25 protein-coding genes and 2 pseudogenes are annotated in these 17,574 nt (G+C 40.7%); 23 read left to right on the forward strand and 4 right to left on the reverse strand.

The window, feature by feature from the left end; all coding sequences use genetic code 11:
* Position 1: 1 nt before the first annotated feature.
* Positions 2-337, reverse strand: coding sequence for an ankyrin repeat domain-containing protein (locus J2Z69_RS03570; RefSeq protein WP_209859188.1), 336 nt, complete (start codon positions 335-337; stop codon positions 2-4).
* Here J2Z69_RS03570 and J2Z69_RS03575 point away from each other — a divergent pair.
* From J2Z69_RS03575 to glnA, 6 genes and pseudogenes are all read left to right on the forward strand, one after another.
* On the forward strand, positions 309-1,001 hold the full coding sequence (locus tag J2Z69_RS03575) for an HlyD family secretion protein (protein WP_209859190.1): 693 nt from the start codon (positions 309-311) through the stop codon (positions 999-1,001). The genes J2Z69_RS03570 and J2Z69_RS03575 overlap by 29 nt on opposite strands.
* Positions 973-1,402 (forward strand): annotated as a pseudogene (locus tag J2Z69_RS03580) (AAA family ATPase); the annotation flags it as partial. The gene J2Z69_RS03575 and the pseudogene J2Z69_RS03580, both read left to right, overlap by 29 nt.
* Positions 1,403-1,445: 43 nt before the next feature.
* The gene (gene hflX, locus J2Z69_RS03585; RefSeq protein WP_209859192.1) at positions 1,446-2,750 is read left to right on the forward strand and encodes a GTPase HflX; all 1,305 of its coding nucleotides are present in this window, start codon (positions 1,446-1,448) and stop codon (positions 2,748-2,750) included.
* A 55-nt stretch (positions 2,751-2,805) separates the two neighbouring features.
* Entirely contained in the window at positions 2,806-4,059 is a 1,254-nt protein-coding gene (locus J2Z69_RS03590) for a methionine gamma-lyase family protein (RefSeq protein WP_209859194.1), read from the forward strand.
* An 81-nt stretch (positions 4,060-4,140) separates the two neighbouring features.
* Positions 4,141-4,548, forward strand: coding sequence for a MerR family transcriptional regulator (locus tag J2Z69_RS03595; protein WP_209859196.1), 408 nt, complete (start codon positions 4,141-4,143; stop codon positions 4,546-4,548).
* 42 nt (positions 4,549-4,590) lie between these two features.
* Complete coding sequence (glnA, locus tag J2Z69_RS03600; RefSeq protein ID WP_209859205.1) at positions 4,591-5,919, forward strand: type I glutamate--ammonia ligase; 1,329 nt, start codon at positions 4,591-4,593, stop codon at positions 5,917-5,919.
* A 77-nt stretch (positions 5,920-5,996) separates the two neighbouring features.
* On the opposite strand, the gene J2Z69_RS03605 is transcribed toward glnA, so the two are convergent.
* The 3 genes and pseudogenes from J2Z69_RS03605 to J2Z69_RS19365 form a co-directional block, all read right to left on the reverse strand.
* Entirely contained in the window at positions 5,997-7,166 is a 1,170-nt protein-coding gene (locus J2Z69_RS03605) for a tyrosine-type recombinase/integrase (protein WP_209859206.1), read from the reverse strand.
* Between the two features lie 74 nt (positions 7,167-7,240).
* Positions 7,241-7,717 (reverse strand): ImmA/IrrE family metallo-endopeptidase, encoded by a 477-nt coding sequence (locus tag J2Z69_RS03610; protein WP_209859207.1) that lies wholly within the window; start codon positions 7,715-7,717, stop codon positions 7,241-7,243.
* A 186-nt stretch (positions 7,718-7,903) separates the two neighbouring features.
* Positions 7,904-8,128 (reverse strand): annotated as a pseudogene (locus J2Z69_RS19365) (helix-turn-helix domain-containing protein); the annotation flags it as partial.
* 209 nt (positions 8,129-8,337) lie between these two features.
* Here J2Z69_RS19365 and J2Z69_RS03620 point away from each other — a divergent pair.
* The 17 genes from J2Z69_RS03620 (at position 8,338) to J2Z69_RS03700 (ending at position 17,498) form a co-directional block, all read left to right on the forward strand.
* On the forward strand, positions 8,338-8,550 hold the full coding sequence (locus tag J2Z69_RS03620) for a helix-turn-helix domain-containing protein (RefSeq protein ID WP_209859209.1): 213 nt from the start codon (positions 8,338-8,340) through the stop codon (positions 8,548-8,550).
* A 20-nt stretch (positions 8,551-8,570) separates the two neighbouring features.
* The gene (locus J2Z69_RS03625) at positions 8,571-8,849 is read left to right on the forward strand and encodes a group-specific protein (protein ID WP_209859210.1); all 279 of its coding nucleotides are present in this window, start codon (positions 8,571-8,573) and stop codon (positions 8,847-8,849) included.
* A 13-nt stretch (positions 8,850-8,862) separates the two neighbouring features.
* Positions 8,863-9,603, forward strand: coding sequence for a Rha family transcriptional regulator (locus J2Z69_RS03630; protein WP_209859212.1), 741 nt, complete (start codon positions 8,863-8,865; stop codon positions 9,601-9,603).
* Positions 9,604-9,617: 14 nt separating this feature from the next.
* The gene (locus tag J2Z69_RS03635; RefSeq protein WP_209859214.1) at positions 9,618-10,184 is read left to right on the forward strand and encodes a hypothetical protein; all 567 of its coding nucleotides are present in this window, start codon (positions 9,618-9,620) and stop codon (positions 10,182-10,184) included.
* Between the two features lie 310 nt (positions 10,185-10,494).
* Positions 10,495-10,689: a hypothetical protein gene (locus J2Z69_RS03640; RefSeq protein ID WP_209859216.1), complete on the forward strand. Its 195-nt coding sequence runs from the start codon at positions 10,495-10,497 to the stop codon at positions 10,687-10,689.
* A 57-nt stretch (positions 10,690-10,746) separates the two neighbouring features.
* On the forward strand, positions 10,747-11,619 hold the full coding sequence (locus J2Z69_RS03645; protein WP_209859218.1) for a hypothetical protein: 873 nt from the start codon (positions 10,747-10,749) through the stop codon (positions 11,617-11,619).
* The gene (locus J2Z69_RS03650) at positions 11,600-12,409 is read left to right on the forward strand and encodes a PD-(D/E)XK nuclease-like domain-containing protein (protein WP_209859220.1); all 810 of its coding nucleotides are present in this window, start codon (positions 11,600-11,602) and stop codon (positions 12,407-12,409) included. Before J2Z69_RS03645 ends, J2Z69_RS03650 begins: the two co-directional genes overlap by 20 nt.
* 13 nt (positions 12,410-12,422) lie before the next feature.
* The gene (gene ssb, locus J2Z69_RS03655) at positions 12,423-12,827 is read left to right on the forward strand and encodes a single-stranded DNA-binding protein (RefSeq protein ID WP_209859222.1); all 405 of its coding nucleotides are present in this window, start codon (positions 12,423-12,425) and stop codon (positions 12,825-12,827) included.
* Positions 12,828-12,838: 11 nt separating this feature from the next.
* On the forward strand, positions 12,839-13,237 hold the full coding sequence (locus J2Z69_RS03660) for a hypothetical protein (RefSeq protein ID WP_209859224.1): 399 nt from the start codon (positions 12,839-12,841) through the stop codon (positions 13,235-13,237).
* A gap of 12 nt (positions 13,238-13,249) precedes the next feature.
* Complete coding sequence (locus J2Z69_RS03665) at positions 13,250-13,993, forward strand: hypothetical protein (protein ID WP_209859226.1); 744 nt, start codon at positions 13,250-13,252, stop codon at positions 13,991-13,993.
* Positions 13,917-14,774, forward strand: a complete 858-nt coding sequence (locus J2Z69_RS03670; RefSeq protein WP_209859227.1) for an ATP-binding protein — start codon at positions 13,917-13,919, stop codon at positions 14,772-14,774. The genes J2Z69_RS03665 and J2Z69_RS03670 overlap by 77 nt, the downstream gene beginning before the upstream one ends.
* A gap of 10 nt (positions 14,775-14,784) precedes the next feature.
* Complete coding sequence (locus tag J2Z69_RS03675; protein WP_209859229.1) at positions 14,785-14,970, forward strand: hypothetical protein; 186 nt, start codon at positions 14,785-14,787, stop codon at positions 14,968-14,970.
* Positions 14,963-15,238, forward strand: coding sequence for a hypothetical protein (locus tag J2Z69_RS03680; RefSeq protein WP_209859231.1), 276 nt, complete (start codon positions 14,963-14,965; stop codon positions 15,236-15,238). Before J2Z69_RS03675 ends, J2Z69_RS03680 begins: the two co-directional genes overlap by 8 nt.
* On the forward strand, positions 15,235-15,747 hold the full coding sequence (locus J2Z69_RS03685; RefSeq protein ID WP_209859234.1) for a RuvC family protein: 513 nt from the start codon (positions 15,235-15,237) through the stop codon (positions 15,745-15,747). The genes J2Z69_RS03680 and J2Z69_RS03685 overlap by 4 nt, the downstream gene beginning before the upstream one ends.
* A gap of 83 nt (positions 15,748-15,830) precedes the next feature.
* On the forward strand, positions 15,831-16,391 hold the full coding sequence (locus J2Z69_RS03690) for a dUTP diphosphatase (protein ID WP_209859237.1): 561 nt from the start codon (positions 15,831-15,833) through the stop codon (positions 16,389-16,391).
* 44 nt (positions 16,392-16,435) lie between these two features.
* Positions 16,436-16,819, forward strand: coding sequence for a hypothetical protein (locus J2Z69_RS03695; protein WP_209859239.1), 384 nt, complete (start codon positions 16,436-16,438; stop codon positions 16,817-16,819).
* A 103-nt stretch (positions 16,820-16,922) separates the two neighbouring features.
* Positions 16,923-17,498 (forward strand): hypothetical protein, encoded by a 576-nt coding sequence (locus J2Z69_RS03700; protein WP_209859241.1) that lies wholly within the window; start codon positions 16,923-16,925, stop codon positions 17,496-17,498.
* Positions 17,499-17,574: the final 76 nt, after the last annotated feature.

Genomic DNA, 17,574 nt, shown 5'->3' on the forward strand with positions numbered 1-17,574 from the left:
CTCAGTGTACCCTTCGAAGCTTTGTGTGTTTATATGCCCCTGAATTTAATAAAAGCTTCAATATCTGAATATTTTCTGGCATAGCTTTAACCGCTAGAGTAAAAGGGGTTTGGTTGCCACTATCATAGATGTATACTTTTGCACCTGAGTCAATCAATTCTTTAATTTCATCATAAGTAGCGCCCGCTAGAATTTTATCGAATAAAAATGTACTTCCATTAGAATCTAATTTGTTTAATTCATCTGACTTATTGCATCCTAAAACTAATAATGAAAATATTATACTGAAACATAATAGCGGTGCATCTGTGAGTTCTGGTGTAACAACTAAAACCAAGAAAGGTTTATTAAAATACTACACATGTACAAGAAAATCAAAAAAGTCATATAGCGTTTCAACTGGAACTCACAATGAAATTTGTAGGGGTTATAACTGGAGAGTAGATTTTGTTAATGGAATAATATGGGAAAAATTAAAAAATACAATTAGAAATCCAGAACAGCTAATAAAGCAACTGATAGCACAATCATCTGATCAGACTCATCTGTCGGAACTAGAACAAGCTAAAATTAGTTTAACTTCCGAATATAAAAATAAGGAAGCAGCTAAAGACCGATATATTGATCTTTATGCCTCTGGAGTGATCAAAACTAAGCAAGACTTAAACAACAAGTTAAATCCATTGACAATTGAACTTGAAGATTTGGATAATGAAATTTCAGTAATAAATGAAAAATTGAAAGCACCTCAATTTCTTGATGATCAGATTGACTTATCTATTTCAATGCTCAAGAAATATGAAAGAAAAATTGAAGAGGATTTATCTATACATGAGAAAAGAGAAATCTTGAGTGTCTTTATAGAAAGAGTTATTCTACATGAAGGGAAGAAAATTGAAACAGTTTATAGAATAATTTCAGATTCAGGACTTGAAGGCGAATACTCAATGTATAATAAACATGAAAATATAATCGCTTGTCAAAGCTATGGAAGATCATAAGAATCAATTTGTATTAATTCTAGCAGGTTATTCGGATGAAATGAATTTTTTCTTACACACGAATCCTGGATTGCCATCTAGGTTTCCCATACAAATAGACTTTCCAGATTATTCGATGGATCAATTGATTCAAATCTCTGAAAGTATAGTCAAAGAGCGAGATTATATCTTGATGCCGCAGGCGATACTCAAGTTAAAGCAACATTTGGTAGCTGAGAAGATAGAGAGCTATCATGCGTTCAGTAACGCGCGGTTATGTACGGAATCTCATTGAACGAGCCATACGCCATCAAGCAGTACGCCTTTTGCAGCATTATGGACATAGTTCCCCGGGTAAAGTAGAACTGATGACCCTTCGAACCGAAGATCTGAAGTTTGATAAAGTAGACAAGAAGCTTTAAAAAAATCAAAAAAAGATGGGTCACAACAAAGGAGCACATAAGAATGAGAAATTCAACATTTGAGACCAAGACCACGCTGCCCGATCGGGCAGTGCTGGTCAGTCTGGTTACCAATGAAGTCAAGCGCAGCGGGATTGATCCCGAATATTCCTTAGAAGAACTCGTTCAACTTGCGGAGACCGCAGGAGTGGAAATTGCAGATGTTCTCGTTCAGAACAAAGAGACTCCAGATACAAGGTGGTTCATCGGCAAAGGGAAAGTTGAAGAACTTCGAGCTTCTATTTTAGCTTTGGATGCTAACACGGCCATTTTTGATCAGGAATTATCAGGGGCTCAGGTCCGTAACTTGGAAGAATCACTGGATGTTAAGATCATTGACAGAACTCAATTAATTTTGGATATTTTTGCGCAACGGGCCAAGACCAGAGAGGGTATCATTCAGGTTGAACTCGCTCAGCATAGCTACTTACTGCCTAGATTATCTGGGCATGGCAAAAATTTGTCCAGGCTAGGTGGGGGAATTGGTACAAGAGGACCCGGAGAAAGCAAGCTAGAGACCGATCGCCGTCACATCCGTGACAGAATTAGTGACCTGAAGCAGCAACTGGATGAGGTTACCCGTCATCGCAAACTACACCGGGAGCGAAGAAAAGAAACAGGTGTAGTTCAAATAGCCTTAGTCGGTTATACAAATGCCGGTAAATCTACTCTGCTCAAACAGTTGACAGAAGCAGATGTGTATATTGAGAACCAATTGTTTGCAACGCTGGATCCGACTTCTCGTAATCTAGTGCTTCCTTCAGGCAAAGAAGTAGTGCTTACGGATACGGTTGGCTTTATTCAGAATCTTCCTCATAACCTAGTGGCCTCATTTCGAGCTACTTTGGAAGAAGTAAATGAAGCGGATCTTATCCTTCAAGTCGTAGATGCTTCTTCAGAACGTCGAGATGAGCAAATGACCGTTGTCGATAATATATTGAATGAACTAGGAGCCAGCAATACACCTCAAATCGTATTATTTAACAAGATTGACCTTTGTAGTGCAGAGCAAAGAGAACATCTTCAGACTGATGCGCAGCACCTCAAGATCAGTGCATACAATGAAGAGGATTTAGTGACAATTCGAAATACGATTCAAGAAAATCTAACCGGAGACACGGCTCTTTTCCGTATTCCTGCGGCACGTGGAGATCTTAGTTCTACCATGTACCGTGTGGGGGATGTAGTTCGTCAGGAAGTTGAAGAAGATGATTTGATCTTTGAAGTTCGTTTGAATCAAATAGATTATGATAAATATGGCTATCAATTGAAGGAATTTATAATTCACGAGGAACCCTCACAATCTTAATTAATATGTAAATGGTATGTGAGGTTTGGTTACGGCATAAAAGGAGAGAGACAGCATGGCAGGATTTACAGAACAAATTAAAAGTTGGTTATCTGAAGCCGAGGAGCAAGTACAGCCTCGGTTTAAAATTGTGGATTCGATTGTGGATCACAACCAGTGGAAAGTAATTGAAGCTTTTCAGAAGCATCAAGTCAGTGATTTTCATTTTGCAGGTTCTACCGGATATGCCTATAATGATCGAGGACGTGAAGTGCTGGACTTGGTCTATGCGGATGTATTTGGCGCTGAAGCTGCTTTAGTAAGACCCCATTTTGCTTCGGGTACGCATACGATTGCCACGGCCTTATTCGGTGTATTACGACCAGGAGATGAACTTTTATATATTACCGGACGTCCTTACGATACATTACATAAGGTAATTGGCTATCCAGGAGATGGGACGGGTTCTTTGCAGGACTTTGGAATCCGCTATCAAGAAGCTGCCTTGCAAGAAGATGGCTCCATAGATTGGAAGAAGGTAGAGGCTCTTATACAGCCTACAACTAAAGTAATCGGGATCCAGCGCTCTCGTGGATACGACTGGAGAAGTTCATTTACTGTCCAAGACATTAAAGAAATGATTAAGCGAGTGAAGCAAATCAAGCCCGATGTGATTGTATTCGTAGATAACTGTTATGGTGAATTCACGGAAGAGCATGAACCTACACAGGTAGGGGCAGATCTCATAGCAGGATCACTTATTAAAAATCCGGGTGGAGGCATTGCTGAGACCGGAGGTTACATTTGTGGTAAAGCGGCCTATGTGGAGTTAGCTGCTTATCGGCTCACAGCTCCAGGAATAGGTGGAGAAGTAGGTGCCATGTTAGGAACTACTCGTGGAATCTATCAGGGACTGTTTCTTGCTCCAACCTTAGTGGGACAAGCGATAAAAGGAAGCATTTTAGCAGCGGCTGTATTTGAGAAATCTGGTTTTGAAAGCAAGCCAGCTTGGCATGAAGCTCGTACAGACCTCATTCAGGCAATCTCTTTTAGTAGTGCCGAACATCTCATTGCATTCGTTCAAGGCATACAGCGGGCCGCCGCAGTGGATGGACATGTTGTTCCTGAAGCATGGGATATGCCGGGGTATGAGCATCCTGTGATTATGGCAGCGGGAACATTTATTCAAGGCGGAAGCCTTGAGCTTTCAGCAGATGCTCCCATTCGTGAACCCTATATTGCTTATATGCAAGGCGGACTAACCTATTCACATGTTAAGTTCGGGTTACTTACAGCCCTTCAAACCATGAAAGATCGAAATTTATTGTAAGGATTCCTAACATGTGATTGACAATGTGAGACTATATCACATAAAATGATATTAAGATTATGGAGTGGAAGGTTGATTGCGATGGCTGATGAAATTCGTAGAAATATGGCCTTGTTTCCCATTGGTATTGTAATGAAACTTACTGATTTGTCAGCTAGACAAATTCGCTATTATGAACAACATAATCTGATTGTTCCTGCTCGTACTTCGGGGAATCAGAGACTGTTCTCCTTTAACGATGTCGAGCGATTGCTTGAGATTAAAGCCCTGATTGACAAAGGCGTTAATATTGCAGGAATTAAGCAAGTCATGAATCCGATGACCAAGGAATCTACCGAAGCTACGGTGATTACCCATGACACAGAAGAAAAACGCAAGGTATTGACGGACTCTCAGCTCTATCGTATGTTAAAACAGCAGTTAGTCACGGGTAAACGACCTGGTCAAGTTTCTCTTATTCAAGGGGAACTATCCCGTTTTTTTAAGTAATTATAGATTTAACCAAAATGTAATCCAAAGGGAGAGGGTACTGTGAGTTACACGAAAGAAGACGTTCTACGTATCGCCAAGGAAGAAAACGTACGTTTTATCCGCCTACAATTTACCGATTTGCTAGGAACGATTAAGAACGTGGAAATTCCAGTAAGTCAGTTAGAGAAGGCTCTCGACAACAAAATGATGTTTGATGGTTCATCGATTGAAGGTTATGTCCGCATCGAAGAATCTGATATGTATTTGTATCCTGATCTGGAGACATGGGTGATTTTCCCTTGGGTTGCTCAAAATAGAGTAGCTCGCCTCATCTGTGATGTCTACATGCCGGATGGTTCGCCATTCTCTGGAGATCCACGTGGTATCCTCAAACGTAATCTACAAGCAGCTAAAGATCTTGGTTATACATCTATGAATGTAGGTCCAGAACCTGAATTCTTCTTGTTCAAGACGGATGAGAAAGGTAATCCTACGCTAGAGCTGAATGACCAAGGTGGATACTTCGACTTGGCTCCAACAGATCTTGGGGAAAATTGTCGTCGCGAAATCGTACTTACGTTAGAAGAAATGGGCTTTGAAATTGAAGCTTCCCACCACGAAGTTGCACCAGGACAGCACGAAATTGATTTTAAATATGCTGATGCAGTGAAAGCTGCGGATCAGATTCAGACCTTTAAATTAGTAGTCAAAACGATTGCTCGTCAACATGGATTGCACGCTACGTTCATGCCCAAACCATTGTTTGGCGTAAATGGTTCAGGAATGCACTGTCATCAATCTTTGTTCAAAGGCGATGTGAACTCATTCTTTGAAGATAGTGATGAATTAGGTTTAAGTGAAACGGCACGTTATTATATGGCGGGTATTCTTAAACATGCGAGAGCTTTCGCTGCTATTACGAACCCAACTGTGAACTCTTACAAACGTCTCGTTCCAGGTTATGAAGCGCCTTGCTATGTAGCGTGGTCTTCAAGTAACCGGAGTCCAATGATTCGTATTCCTGCATCTCGTGGCTTGGGTACGCGTGTAGAGGTTCGTAACCCAGACCCTGCTGCTAATCCTTACTTGGCGCTTGCTGTAATGCTTAAAGCAGGACTGGATGGAATTCAAAACCAATTGCCACTCGTTAATCCGATCGACCGTAACATTTATATCATGTCTGAAGAAGAGCGTGTAGAAGAAGGCATTCCAAGCCTTCCAGCTGATCTTAAGGAAGCCCTAGGCGAGCTGATTCGCAGCGAAGTTATTACAGAAGCTCTAGGAGATCATGCTGTATCTCACTTCTACGAACTAAAAGAAATTGAATGGGATATCTTCCGTACTCAAGTTCACCAATGGGAACGCGATCAGTATCTTACATTGTATTAATCGAGAAATCCCTTGGCGCTGTAAGCGTCAGGGGTTTTATTTTTTATTGGTTATTGTTAAAACGAAGGTTAGCCCTACTAACTGCCCCCGATATGCCCCCCAATTTCTAAAGATGGATTCAAAATATTTTTGGTATACTCTTCAAACCGTTCAATATTCCGCTCTTCAATTTTTTTAGAAATGTGAGAATACACGTCCGAAGTAATTTGAATACTACCATGTCCTAGTTGTTCTTGAACGTACTTCATGTCAACCCCAGCTTCAAGTAAAAGTACTGCACATGTATGTCTGAGAGAGTGGATCGGTAGTTTAGATAAATTGGATCGCTTGCATATACGTTCGAATGCATTGAATAAGGAAGACTTCGGCATAAAATTACCATCTTCACGACAAAGAACTAGATTCAGATCATGGCGATATATATCAGTCAGATTTAGCTTGTTTTGATTTTGCCAATTAGCATGATATTTCAAATTATTAATGAGAGATTCACTGATTCGAATTGTTCGAGCAGACCGAAATGTTTTTGGGTCTCCGAATAACTCGGAATTATCTTTAGCTGCAAAGTCAAGAGTCTCATCAATTTTTATAGTTTTATTCTTTAAATCTATGTCGTTCCATTTAAGAGCAGCAGCTTCTCCTTTTCTCATGCCTGTTTCTATAAGCACTTTGAAAAATATCCAGTAAATATAACCGTATTTTCGGGAGTTCTGTAAAAATAAAGGGATATTACTGGAATCAATAAACTTGATTTCCTGTTGTTTTTGTTCTCCTTTTATCTCGGCCCCAATGCATGGGTTATACTGAATTTTTCGAAGTATCAATGCTTTCTTCATTGCATTTGTCATAGTGGTATGAATGATTTCAACAGTCCTTTTACTCATGGACCTAGATAGGTGGTTTAAAAAAATTTGATAAAGTTCTGGATTTAATTCATTTAGCAAAAGATTTTGAAAATAAGGTAATATGTGATTTTTGATATTGTTCTCATGTGATAGAAGCGTATTTTTGCGAACAGTTCCGCGTTTGTATTCGTTAAGCCAAACGTTGAGATAATTTGCTAAGCTTTCATTCTCAGACAATCCAACTCCTGCTTTAAGATTACGTAAAAACTCTGCAACAGCTAAAGCTGCCTCAGGTTTTGTTCGAAAACCTCGCTCTGACTTCTCACGATTTTTTTTAGTCAATGGATCCTTGTACTTGAGTCTATATTCCCATCCTGATGAGTGTTTCTTATAACTAGCCATTATATCCCTCCTGATAGAACATATGTTCGATTTATATTTATGTTAAATCGCCTTGCGGCGATGAATTGGCAAGTTTAATTAAAGAATCTAATCACTCTTAATGGATCGAATCTTATAGTATAGTTTTCATTAACATTTATAAAAACCCCAAATTTACTTTTATAATATTCCAATGCAGACTCAAGGAAATCTTCTGATATTTCTAAATAATCGGCCAATTCAAATCTGTTACCAATGCCATCATGAAATGCATTTATTATGCCGTCTAAAGGAACTAGCTTATCGAAAGCCCATCTTCGCGCTACAGTTTCCTGTCTGGTATTGATAATCTGAGTCTGGTCTACAATGTTACCTACTGTTTTATGATAGTGTCCAATTTCTTCCGCTAGTACACATTTCTTTTCAAGTGAGCTATCTATGTATTTGCTGATTAGAATGATCTTTTTATGATCAGTCTCGATATACATTCCCTTAAACCTGAATGGTAAATCAGCTCGATCATCCAGTAAAACATCATTTAAATCCTTCGCTAAATTATCGTATGAGAGCATATAGGAGTCCTCCAGGATGCGTATGCTGTAAGTAGTTTATTTGTTTTTAGAAAGAGCTATTTTCATAGCAAGTTTAACCTGCTCCATTTCCTTCTCTGATAAAGGTCCATCATGACCGATTTGGTGAGCCGCAAGAGTAAGGATTTCTTCTTCAGTCATTTTATTAAGTGGATTTAAATTTCTGATCTCCTCGATATCTGTGGTTCCACTCTTAGCCATCAGTTCAAGTTCTTCTGTAGTAATACTAAGCCCCTTACATACTTTTATTACGTTGTCTATTGAAGCCTTCCCCACACCCCTAGATAACATGGATTGAAGTGTAGTAGCTGGCAAACCGATTCTTTCTGCGAAAGCACGTCTACTCATACCCATTTCTTCAATCAATTTATCAATAATAACTGCTTTTTCCACTTTTAAGTCCGCCTTCCTTTATACTAATAATGTACGCTATTCCGTATACAAATCAATCATACAATATAAATATTATCATGTAAATAAGAATTTATACGTAGTTGCGTACAAAAACATTTAAAATTGCGTTGACAGTGAACGCAATACCGTTTATAGTTGGAGACAAGCCAAACGCAATTGCGTTCAACAATGGGAAGGAGGTGTCAAAGTTGTACAAAAACCTTCGTGCAGAAATGGCTAAGAGCAATGTGACGATAGGGGAAATAGCTGAATTTCTTGGAGTTAGGTACGCTACTGTCAGCGATAAGATGAATGGGAAATCGAGATTCTATTATGACGAAGCATCCAAGATAAAACACTGTTATTTTTCTGATTGTTCGCTAGAGTATTTGTTCCAATCAGAGAATCAGAACACAGCTTAAAGATCGAAAGGAGATCGTTTATGAGTAGTCTTATTTCAATTAGTTTAGATGAATCCAAGGTGTTAGAAATATGCAAGGAAAAACTGAATCAAATGCTCCATGAATTAGATTCTAATTATGTGTTTTGGGATACGGCGGAGTTAAAACATAGAACTTGCATGAGCTGGAATTTCATTCAGGAACAGTTTTTCTATGATCCAAGATTCCCGAAAAGGAAGATAGGAGCAAAATGGTATTTTCCAGCTAGAGAAACTAGAGAATTTTTAGAGAATTGGCTTCGTGAACAAAACGCTAATTGAAAGGAGAAATGAAATGAAGCAATTACAGGTCATTAGCCAAAATGGTCAGTTGCTTGTAGATAGCCGGGAAGTTGCTGAAATGATAAGTATCAGACACTCAGATTTGCTTGAACGGATTGGAGGATACATCAAGCATTTAACCAACGGAGATTTCCGTTCGTCAGATTTCTTTATCGGTACAACTTACCTTGATGCAAAAAACGAAGCTCGTCCGCACTATTTAGTCACTCGTAAAGGCTGCGACATGGTAGCTAATAAAATGACAGGAGAAAAGGGTGTACTTTTCACGGCTGCCTATGTAACCAAGTTTGAGGAAATGGAGAAGTCCCACGCGGTTGATCTCACTGGACTCAGCCCACAACTCCAACTAATGATCCAAATGGAGCGGAGACAGGTCCAGATTGAGCAACGGCAACAACAGACAGAACATCAACTTACAACCATCAAAGAAACGTTCCTACAGCGTGATGATAACTGGCGTCAGAAAATTAACGGAATGCTAAACGGCGCTGCGCGAAAATCCGGCACAAGTTTCAAGGACATTAGAACGGAAAGCTATAACTTGCTAGAACTACGAGGGAAATGTGATTTGAATCGTCGTCTTGCTAACCTCCGCGAACGATTAGCTGACTCAGGAGCGACTAAGACCAAAATTAATGAAACAAATCGTATGGATGTAATTGAGTCGGAACCACGCCTTAAAGAAATCTATACAACCATAGTCAAGGAATTGGCTATCGGCAGTTTGGCATAGAAGGGGCGATATGTTTGTTAATAAAGCAAGCATTATACACTCGGGAATTTCAGGTAGAAGTGTTGAAACAAGGTTTTATGGAGCCGAATGATATTGATTTCGAAAAACATAAGAAGCTGATTTTTTGGGGAATCAAAGCTTTGGCTGATAAAAAAAGAACAACAACACTTGAAGAAGCTCACGGTCGATTCATTGTAATGGATATGATCTTGGGATGGATAGGAGCATTGACTCCCAAGCAACTCATGACACTTTTTCCAGTCACAAAAGATTTTGATGGGAACCGTTATGGCATTAAAGATTATTTTTTCACCTTAAACGTCTGCGAAACGCATGGGTTTGATCAGAAGATTGGTGATGCTTTTGATTTCATCTGGGACTATTGCAACCATGATATTTCTGATTTCCTTATAGGATTCCTTACAGTCACCAGCAGTATTAGAAAGTTTGAAGGACAACAAGGCTTGGTAGAAGAATATGCTGCGGAAAACGGTATCAAAACTTATCAAATGAAAGAAATGAATGGATCAACTATTCTGATTGAAAATCTTGTCATAACTAAAGAAGGTAAAGTTCTTTAGAAACTTAGAAAGGAGAATAAACATGACATACGAACGATCTCTTGAGCGACTTGACGTTTATCTCAGGCTTAAGAACTTACGCAAATTGCGGTTTAGTCAGTTGTTGAACGAGTCAGCTAGGATTTTTATGGACGACGAGATTCACGCGATGGAGAACCTATTACGCCAGAAGGCGACATCATGATGTGCGGATGTGAAATGAATCTAGCAAACTATGAAGTATATGAGGACAAGCAACCTCATTGCCTAAGTTGCATGCTAGATGCAGTAGATTGCAGGGATATGGTCTTGGTAAGGAGGTTAGAACCATATGCGAATCGGCGTGAGGATAAAGTTTAGTGAGGATTATGGAGATCAAAGAGCATTAGCTGCGGTGGGAGGAGAGATTACTTTTCCAAAAGGAAAGCCGCCTCAATTTTCCTTTTCAAGTCAGGTTCAATATCACCAGTATCTTAAATTACGAAAAGAAAAAACGCCCACGGTTGCACCCGAGGACGTTGAGTAACGCTTATCAAAATTCATTACGGTCAAAATAACACATTTTCTAGGAGGTTGTAAATAGATGACTTTTGAAGAACAGCCAATTGACTATTCAAATTATCTTCCTGACGCACCACAAGCTCGCTCTGTGGCTGCTGAAATGGTAGCAACTCGTCAAAGCGAACAGGTGAAGGCTGCCTTGTTCTCTGCCAAGCAATTTCCTCGGGATCAACAGGCGTCATTTAATCGCATTATGCAAGCTTGCCAACGAAAAAAACTTGCTGAAGAGGCAGCCTATGAGTTTCCTAAAGGCGGAAGTAAGGTCACAGGTCCATCTATAAGGCTCGCTGAAGTTCTAGCTCAGAACTGGGGCAATATGGAGTACGGAGTTGTGGAGCTGGATCAAGTCAACGGTGTTTCTAAAATGGAAGCCTATGCGTGGGATATCGAAACGAATACAAGACGATCCATGATCTTTAATGTAACGCATGAAAGAAAGGCAAAAGGACGTATAAACAAATTAGATGATCCAAGGGACATTTATGAACTCACTGCTAATATGGGTGCTAGACGTGTACGGGCTTGTATCCTTGGGGTTATCCCTGGAGACATTGTTGATGCGGCTTTAGACCGGTGCCGTCAAACCTTAAAAGACGGATATACAGAGCCGCTGACAGATCGGTTAAGAAAGGCATTACTTAAATTTCAAGAGAAGTACGGCGTATCGAAGGAAATGATTGAGGAATACGTTGGGTGTGGACAGGATGCTTTTACGGAGAATGATTTTCTGAAAATAGCAGGTGTGTGGCGATCCCTTTCTGACAACATGGCAAAGCGTGAAGATTATTTTAATATCACAAAAGTTCATGTTCCTAGTAATGCTGAAGAAGAATTTCTAAAGCTACAGGAGGTTGAAAAGAAGGAGGATGTAGTTCATGACATTTCAACTGAATAGTCATAACTATCACTCGACTGAAGCGAATATTCATTACTGGTCTAACAGCCAGTATAAGGACTTCATAAGCTGTGAGGCTCGGGCAATAGCGAAGTTAGAGGGCTGGACAGAGCCGTCCTCAGATGCCCTTTTGATTGGTTCATATGTACATGCTTACTTTGAAAGTCCTGAAGTATTCCAAGAATTCAAAAATAGTAATCCTGAAATGATCTCTTCTAAAGGACCCACCAAAGGGCAGCTTAAGGCAGGGTTCTTACAAGCTAATCTATTAATTAAGACCATAGAAAACGATCCACTATGTATGTTTGTCCTGCAAGGTGAGAAAGAAGTCATTTTAACTGGAGAATTTGCTGGGGCAGCTTGGAAGGTCAAAATGGACAACTATGCCCCAGATCGTAATCGTTTCTCTGATATAAAGACTGTGGCAGTGATCCAAAAGGAAATATGGGACCCTGAGAGCGGCTATGTTTCATTTGTTGAATCTAGTAAATACACAGCTCAGATGGCTTTATACGCTGAGATTGAAAGACTGACACGGTCTCGTGATGGATGGATAGAACCCATAATAGTAGCTGTTTCTAAGGAAGATCCGCCAGACAAGGCTGTAATCAGTATTAATGCCTACGATATCAAGCGAGAACTAGACAATATTGCAAATAATATGCCTCGTCTCATCGAAGTAAAGGCAGGTCGTATCCAACCGCTACGTTGCGAGAATTGCCGTTACTGCCGTGAGACCAAGAAACTTAATAAAATTGTACATTATTCGGAATTGGTTCCGGGGAGATAGGGAGGAAATACATTTGTTAAACCGAGTGATTTTAATAGGTCGCCTTACACGTGATCCTGAGTTGAGATATAGCGGATCAGGAACAGCAGTAACTAAATTTACAGTGGCTTGTGATCGTCGTGGAGACGATGGAGCGGATTTCATACAAGTCGTTACTTTCAAGCAGACCGCTGAGGCTTGCGCCAGTTACCTTAAAAAAGGTCGTTTGGTCGGCATAGAAGGCAGATGGCAAACAGGCAACTTTGAAAACAACGAGGGCAAAAAGGTGTATACCAACGACTGCATTGCTGATAACGTCCGCTTTCTAGAAAAATCCAATAGTGGACAAGCCAGCAGCGGACAATCTACAACCAACAAAGATCCATTCCAAGATGATGGTAAGCCAATAGACATATCTAATGATGATATGCCATTCTAGGGGGCGCTTAGATGCCTGCATACAGCAAAGAGGAACAGGTTAAAAAAATTCGTCACAAGCCAAAGAGGGGCCGCCATACAGCCATTACAGACAAGTGTAGCAATGAAGTAAAAAGGCGCGCTGCGGAAAATAATCCAGAAGGTTATCTTGTCTGTGAACGTTGTGGCTGTAGTCGTCCTAGTGTGCGCTTTGAACGCGCTCACTTAATAAACGCTAGTCAGTATGGCGAAGGAGGCCAGCCTTGGAATATTGTCCTTCTGTGCGGACCTAAAACAGAAACTGGTACGTGTCATCAATGGGTCGATGAGACGAAGGTCGGCAATGAGTGGAAGATGGAAAAGCGTAGAGAGTTATTGAACTACTACACCATTGGCCCCGGGCGTGGATGGCAAGCTTACACAAAGGAATAAGCGGGTGGTGAAATGGACGGATGGATTAAGCTTCACCGCAAAATATTAGATAACCCGGTTGTATGCAAAGACAGTGATTATGCTGCGGTTTGGATGTATCTACTACTAAATGCAACACACAAAGAGTATCCAGCGGTGTTCTCAGGCGAACGAATTTTGCTCCAACCGGGGCAATTATTAACAGGCAGAATAACGATTGCTGAGAAATTTAACATTCACGAGAGCAAGGTGCAACGCATCTTAAAATCGTTCGAAATCGAACAACAGATTGAACAACAAACTAGCAACAAAAAACGCTTAATATCAATACTTTCATGGTCTGATTATCAGACAGATGAACAACAAAATGAACATCCAGTGAACAACAAGCGAACAACAACTGAACAACAAGTGAACACAAACAAGAATGTAAAGAACTTAAGAACTAAAGAATTAAAAGAAATAAAAGATATGTACTCTCCTGACTTTGAATCTTTCTGGAATGCCTATCCTCGAAAGATCGGAAAGAAAGAATCTGCTAAGAAATTTGAAAGTGTAATTAAATCGGGTGAGGATTCCAAAGTGTTAATTCGATGTGCAACGAATTACAAGAATCATTGTGAACGCCAAAGAACGGATACCCAGTATATAAAGCATCCTAAAACTTTTTTGAACGAAGAGAGATACAAGGATTATATGAATGGCGGTGAATCTATTGAAACCGGAGGACATGATAGCGGCTCTACCGGAAAGTATAACGAATTTATTATACAGTGATAATCCACCTTGGACGCATTGGGGTTGTTGCATCCATTGCAGAAAGTTTCTCAGTTATAACGAGTACACGATTCTTGGACGAACCCGTAAATTTAAAATTCATTGTGATTGCGAGATTGAACATGACAGACAGCAAAAGATCATTGAGGAACGTAGGAAGAAAACGCTAGAAGTACAAAAGGTCTTTTCTCGTTTAAACCTTATACCAGATTCACTTCTAAATGCAGGGTTCAAGAACTTTCAAACTAGACCGGGTTCAGAGAAATGCTATGACATTGCCAAAGACTTCTACCGGAACTTTGAAAATGAACAGATGGGCTATGTATTTTTTGGAACTCCCGGCAATGGCAAAAGTCATTTGTCTCGAGCTGTACAGAGATCACTTGATGCAGACGGCTATCCTACCTTGTTCTTGGATTGGCCCAAGATTTCGGACTTGGCACGTAAAGCCATAAAAGACGAGAAAATCAACATTGGTGCAATTGTAAAGGCCGCCATAGATGTAGACCTATTAGTCCTTGATGACATTGGAACAGGACACCTTACAGACTATGAATTTAAGACAGTAGCATTTCCCATTATCAATGGCAGGCAGGGCAAAAAGACCTTATTCACTTCGAACCTTAGCCCGGATCGGTTGGAAGAATGGTTTGCACGAGACAAGGATAATAGGCCGCTGGATGTTGATGGCAGATGTATTGACCGGATTATCGGATCTTGCAAATTCGTTCTCAACAAGGCCACTAGCTACCGGAGAGAGCGAGCAAGAATCATAGAGTAGGAGGCAGGCAATGGAGCAGATAGAAGACTTTGAATTATACGAGAAAGACTTTGATAAATGGCTAGAGATTGGACGAGCTGCCTTTGCGGCTGACGCTCAAGAGGTAATGGACGACACCAGCAAGGATTGGCCGGATCGAATTCGGGCAGCGGCTGAGTTCAAATATAAGCAGATGGAGGACGGACAAAATGCCTAGAGAAGCATACAGAAGGACTGAGGACTTTCGGAGTCGTAACAAACTGCTCATCGCTTGTGAGGAAATGGATTTCACATGGAGTGATAGCGAAGTTAAAGAATTTGTATCGATGTGGAAAGCAGGTATAAGCATTGAGCAAATGGCAGCCAAATTCGAGCGTGATCCAGATGAGGTGTTGGTGCTTGCTATAGACCGTTGCAGAGCAGATAGCATAGGTAAACGTTCAGGCGGCGCAAGAGGGGTTGTTTCAGAGGGGGTAGCAGTATGAGGTTCGTAGGTATAGACCCTAGCACTAAAACAGGCATGGTGATCTTGGACAGGGACGGGCGATTGCTAGATAGCTTTGAGGTAACGGCTAAGGGGACTGATCCGGAAAGGATGCTAACCATTGTAGAAAGTACATTGGAGAATATCGAAGCAAACGACTTAGTGGTTATAGAGGGCTTTGGATTCGCTTCCCAATCAGGATTTTTACTTGGAGGAATTGGCTGGGGAATTCGCATGGAACTCTTTGCTAGAGGAATTAAGTATCTCGAAGCAGCTCCAACAGCACTGAAAAAGTATGCCAGCGGTAAGGGAAACACCAAGAAGGATGAGTTGGCAGTACACATTTATAAACAGTGGGGTTTCGAAAGCAAATCAGATAACGTCCGTGATGCTTTTGTATTGGCTCACATAGCCCGTTCTATCCGAATGGGTACTGCTAGCACAAAATACCAGCAAGAAGTTGTACAGGCCATTTTAGAGCCTCCAGTGAAGCAAAAGAAAAGAGCATAGAGGGTAAAGGGATCGGTCTCGGCCCCGTTGCGCCCTAAAATAGAACTGATGTTTGACTAAATACAAATTATGGAGGTATAAACATGAACTTATCACCGCTTTTTGAAATGCAAAGGGAACTAGATAAACGGATCGTCAAAGAAAAAGAATTAGAAGGACAAGACCTATTACCGCAAAAAATTCTAGCACTCCAAGTGGAGCTAGGCGAGTGTGCGAATGAGTGGCGAGGGTTCAAGTTCTGGAGTAACCGCCAACTGCCAACGGAACCTGAATATAACTGGAAGCCCAATGAAGATGGATCTAATCTCATCTGGGAAACAGTCTACGGGTACAAGAAGCACCCACTCCTAGAAGAATACATTGACTGCCTGCACTTTATATTGTCGATTGGACTAGAAATAGAAATCGACATACAGGAATTCGGATTTGTAGCTGTGGTACGTGATACAACAAATGAAAATTTTTTAGCGCTATTCGAGAGGATTAGTGAATTTTCTTTGGATCCAGATGATTGGAACTATGAGCAGTTGGTGGATAGATTTTTTGGTCTTGGAGAAATGCTTGGCTTTAATTGGGAGCAGATTGAAGTTGCCTATAAAACTAAATGGGAGATTAATCAACAACGGCAGACAAATGGATATTAATAGGCCGAATCAGGACGGTCACTACCTATAAGGGAGAGATAACAATGAAGGTTGCAGTTAACAAATGCTTTGGAGGATTCGGCTTATCCCATGAGGCTATGTTGAAACTGATACAGCGTGGATGGAGAGTGACCGTATACAATCACGAAATGGAAATCGCTGATCCTGACGCAGATTTAGTTGATATTACAAGCATACCCGGGGAATTTTGTCGGCAGGGAGACAGTCCTTATAACTTTACAACTAAAAGGGATATAAATACTCTACGTACTGACCCGGATATCATTGCCGTAATTGAAGAACTGTGTGAAAAAGCAAGTGTTAATCACTCAAACGTACAAATCGTTGAAGTTCCTCATGATGTAGTGTGGATAATTCAGGACTATGACGGGTTTGAACATATTGCAGAAGTGCATCGGACTTGGTAGAAGCAACAGAGGGGAGACATCCCCTTTAACCACTCTATAACAAGGGATAACCCTATCCGGCTGAGCAGCAGACACATTACGCCAAATAGAAAGGAAATAAATCATGAACTTGAAAGATACAAAGATATTCATTCCTGAAATACCTAAAGAGTGGGAGCGCAGGACTCGTTCAGGTCATACAAACACTTGGAATGATCCTTTTCATAGGAATGGATTGCCGGAGGTCAGCCTTGAACCTCCAATGAGAGGACTTTACGCCGAAAGATTTGATGATGGATGGTATTGGGTTTGTGGGTGTAACAAGTGCCTAGGGAATGGACAATCATACTCTTACATCGTCTGCGAAGACCATAACAGATGCGTAACATGTAACACTCATCGTAAGGATTTAACGGAGACTCCTTGGGGACATCCAGACGGATTTGAGTGCCAGCCCTGCACTGCTGACAGAAAAGAAGAACTCAAGTTAGCAGCTCTAGCTCGTGCAAAAGAGTTAAATCTAGATGAATGGGATCATTACAGAGAAGATAAAATCATATGCCCCGTTTGCTTCTCAGAAAACTCGAATGATGATATGCATCAATCAAACGAATACGATTTGGCATGTTCGGTATGTGACACTGAATTTGCTGTCGAAGTTGAATATGACCCCAAATATACGTCCAGCTTAAAAAAGTAATGTCACAGTTCGAAGAAATTTTGCGATAGGCTAAACGGCCCTCTATCGACAGAATAACCCCAACGCATTGTGGGCC

The organism is Paenibacillus shirakamiensis, from assembly GCF_017874255.1.
Taxonomy (GTDB): domain Bacteria; phylum Bacillota; class Bacilli; order Paenibacillales; family Paenibacillaceae; genus Fontibacillus; species Fontibacillus shirakamiensis.

Excerpts from the sequence above, each read along its gene's own strand:
- hflX (WP_209859192.1), top strand. The coding sequence starts at position 1,446 with ATGAGAAATTCAACATTTGAGACCAAGACCACGCTGCCCGATCGGGCA.
- J2Z69_RS03605 (WP_209859206.1), bottom strand. The coding sequence starts at position 7,166 with ATGGCTAGTTATAAGAAACACTCATCAGGATGGGAATATAGACTCAAG.
- J2Z69_RS03625 (WP_209859210.1), top strand. The coding sequence starts at position 8,571 with ATGAGTAGTCTTATTTCAATTAGTTTAGATGAATCCAAGGTGTTAGAA.
- J2Z69_RS03660 (WP_209859224.1), top strand. The coding sequence starts at position 12,839 with ATGCCTGCATACAGCAAAGAGGAACAGGTTAAAAAAATTCGTCACAAG.
- J2Z69_RS03610 (WP_209859207.1), bottom strand. The coding sequence starts at position 7,717 with ATGCTCTCATACGATAATTTAGCGAAGGATTTAAATGATGTTTTACTG.
- J2Z69_RS03685 (WP_209859234.1), top strand. The coding sequence starts at position 15,235 with ATGAGGTTCGTAGGTATAGACCCTAGCACTAAAACAGGCATGGTGATC.
- J2Z69_RS03590 (WP_209859194.1), top strand. The coding sequence starts at position 2,806 with ATGGCAGGATTTACAGAACAAATTAAAAGTTGGTTATCTGAAGCCGAG.
- J2Z69_RS03675 (WP_209859229.1), top strand. The coding sequence starts at position 14,785 with ATGGAGCAGATAGAAGACTTTGAATTATACGAGAAAGACTTTGATAAA.
- J2Z69_RS03680 (WP_209859231.1), top strand. The coding sequence starts at position 14,963 with ATGCCTAGAGAAGCATACAGAAGGACTGAGGACTTTCGGAGTCGTAAC.
- J2Z69_RS03645 (WP_209859218.1), top strand. The coding sequence starts at position 10,747 with ATGACTTTTGAAGAACAGCCAATTGACTATTCAAATTATCTTCCTGAC.
- J2Z69_RS03695 (WP_209859239.1), top strand. The coding sequence starts at position 16,436 with ATGAAGGTTGCAGTTAACAAATGCTTTGGAGGATTCGGCTTATCCCAT.
- J2Z69_RS03630 (WP_209859212.1), top strand. The coding sequence starts at position 8,863 with ATGAAGCAATTACAGGTCATTAGCCAAAATGGTCAGTTGCTTGTAGAT.
- J2Z69_RS03640 (WP_209859216.1), top strand. The coding sequence starts at position 10,495 with ATGCGAATCGGCGTGAGGATAAAGTTTAGTGAGGATTATGGAGATCAA.
- J2Z69_RS03700 (WP_209859241.1), top strand. The coding sequence starts at position 16,923 with ATGAACTTGAAAGATACAAAGATATTCATTCCTGAAATACCTAAAGAG.
- J2Z69_RS03670 (WP_209859227.1), top strand. The coding sequence starts at position 13,917 with ATGGCGGTGAATCTATTGAAACCGGAGGACATGATAGCGGCTCTACCG.
- J2Z69_RS03690 (WP_209859237.1), top strand. The coding sequence starts at position 15,831 with ATGAACTTATCACCGCTTTTTGAAATGCAAAGGGAACTAGATAAACGG.
- J2Z69_RS03595 (WP_209859196.1), top strand. The coding sequence starts at position 4,141 with ATGGCTGATGAAATTCGTAGAAATATGGCCTTGTTTCCCATTGGTATT.
- J2Z69_RS03665 (WP_209859226.1), top strand. The coding sequence starts at position 13,250 with ATGGACGGATGGATTAAGCTTCACCGCAAAATATTAGATAACCCGGTT.
- J2Z69_RS03650 (WP_209859220.1), top strand. The coding sequence starts at position 11,600 with ATGACATTTCAACTGAATAGTCATAACTATCACTCGACTGAAGCGAAT.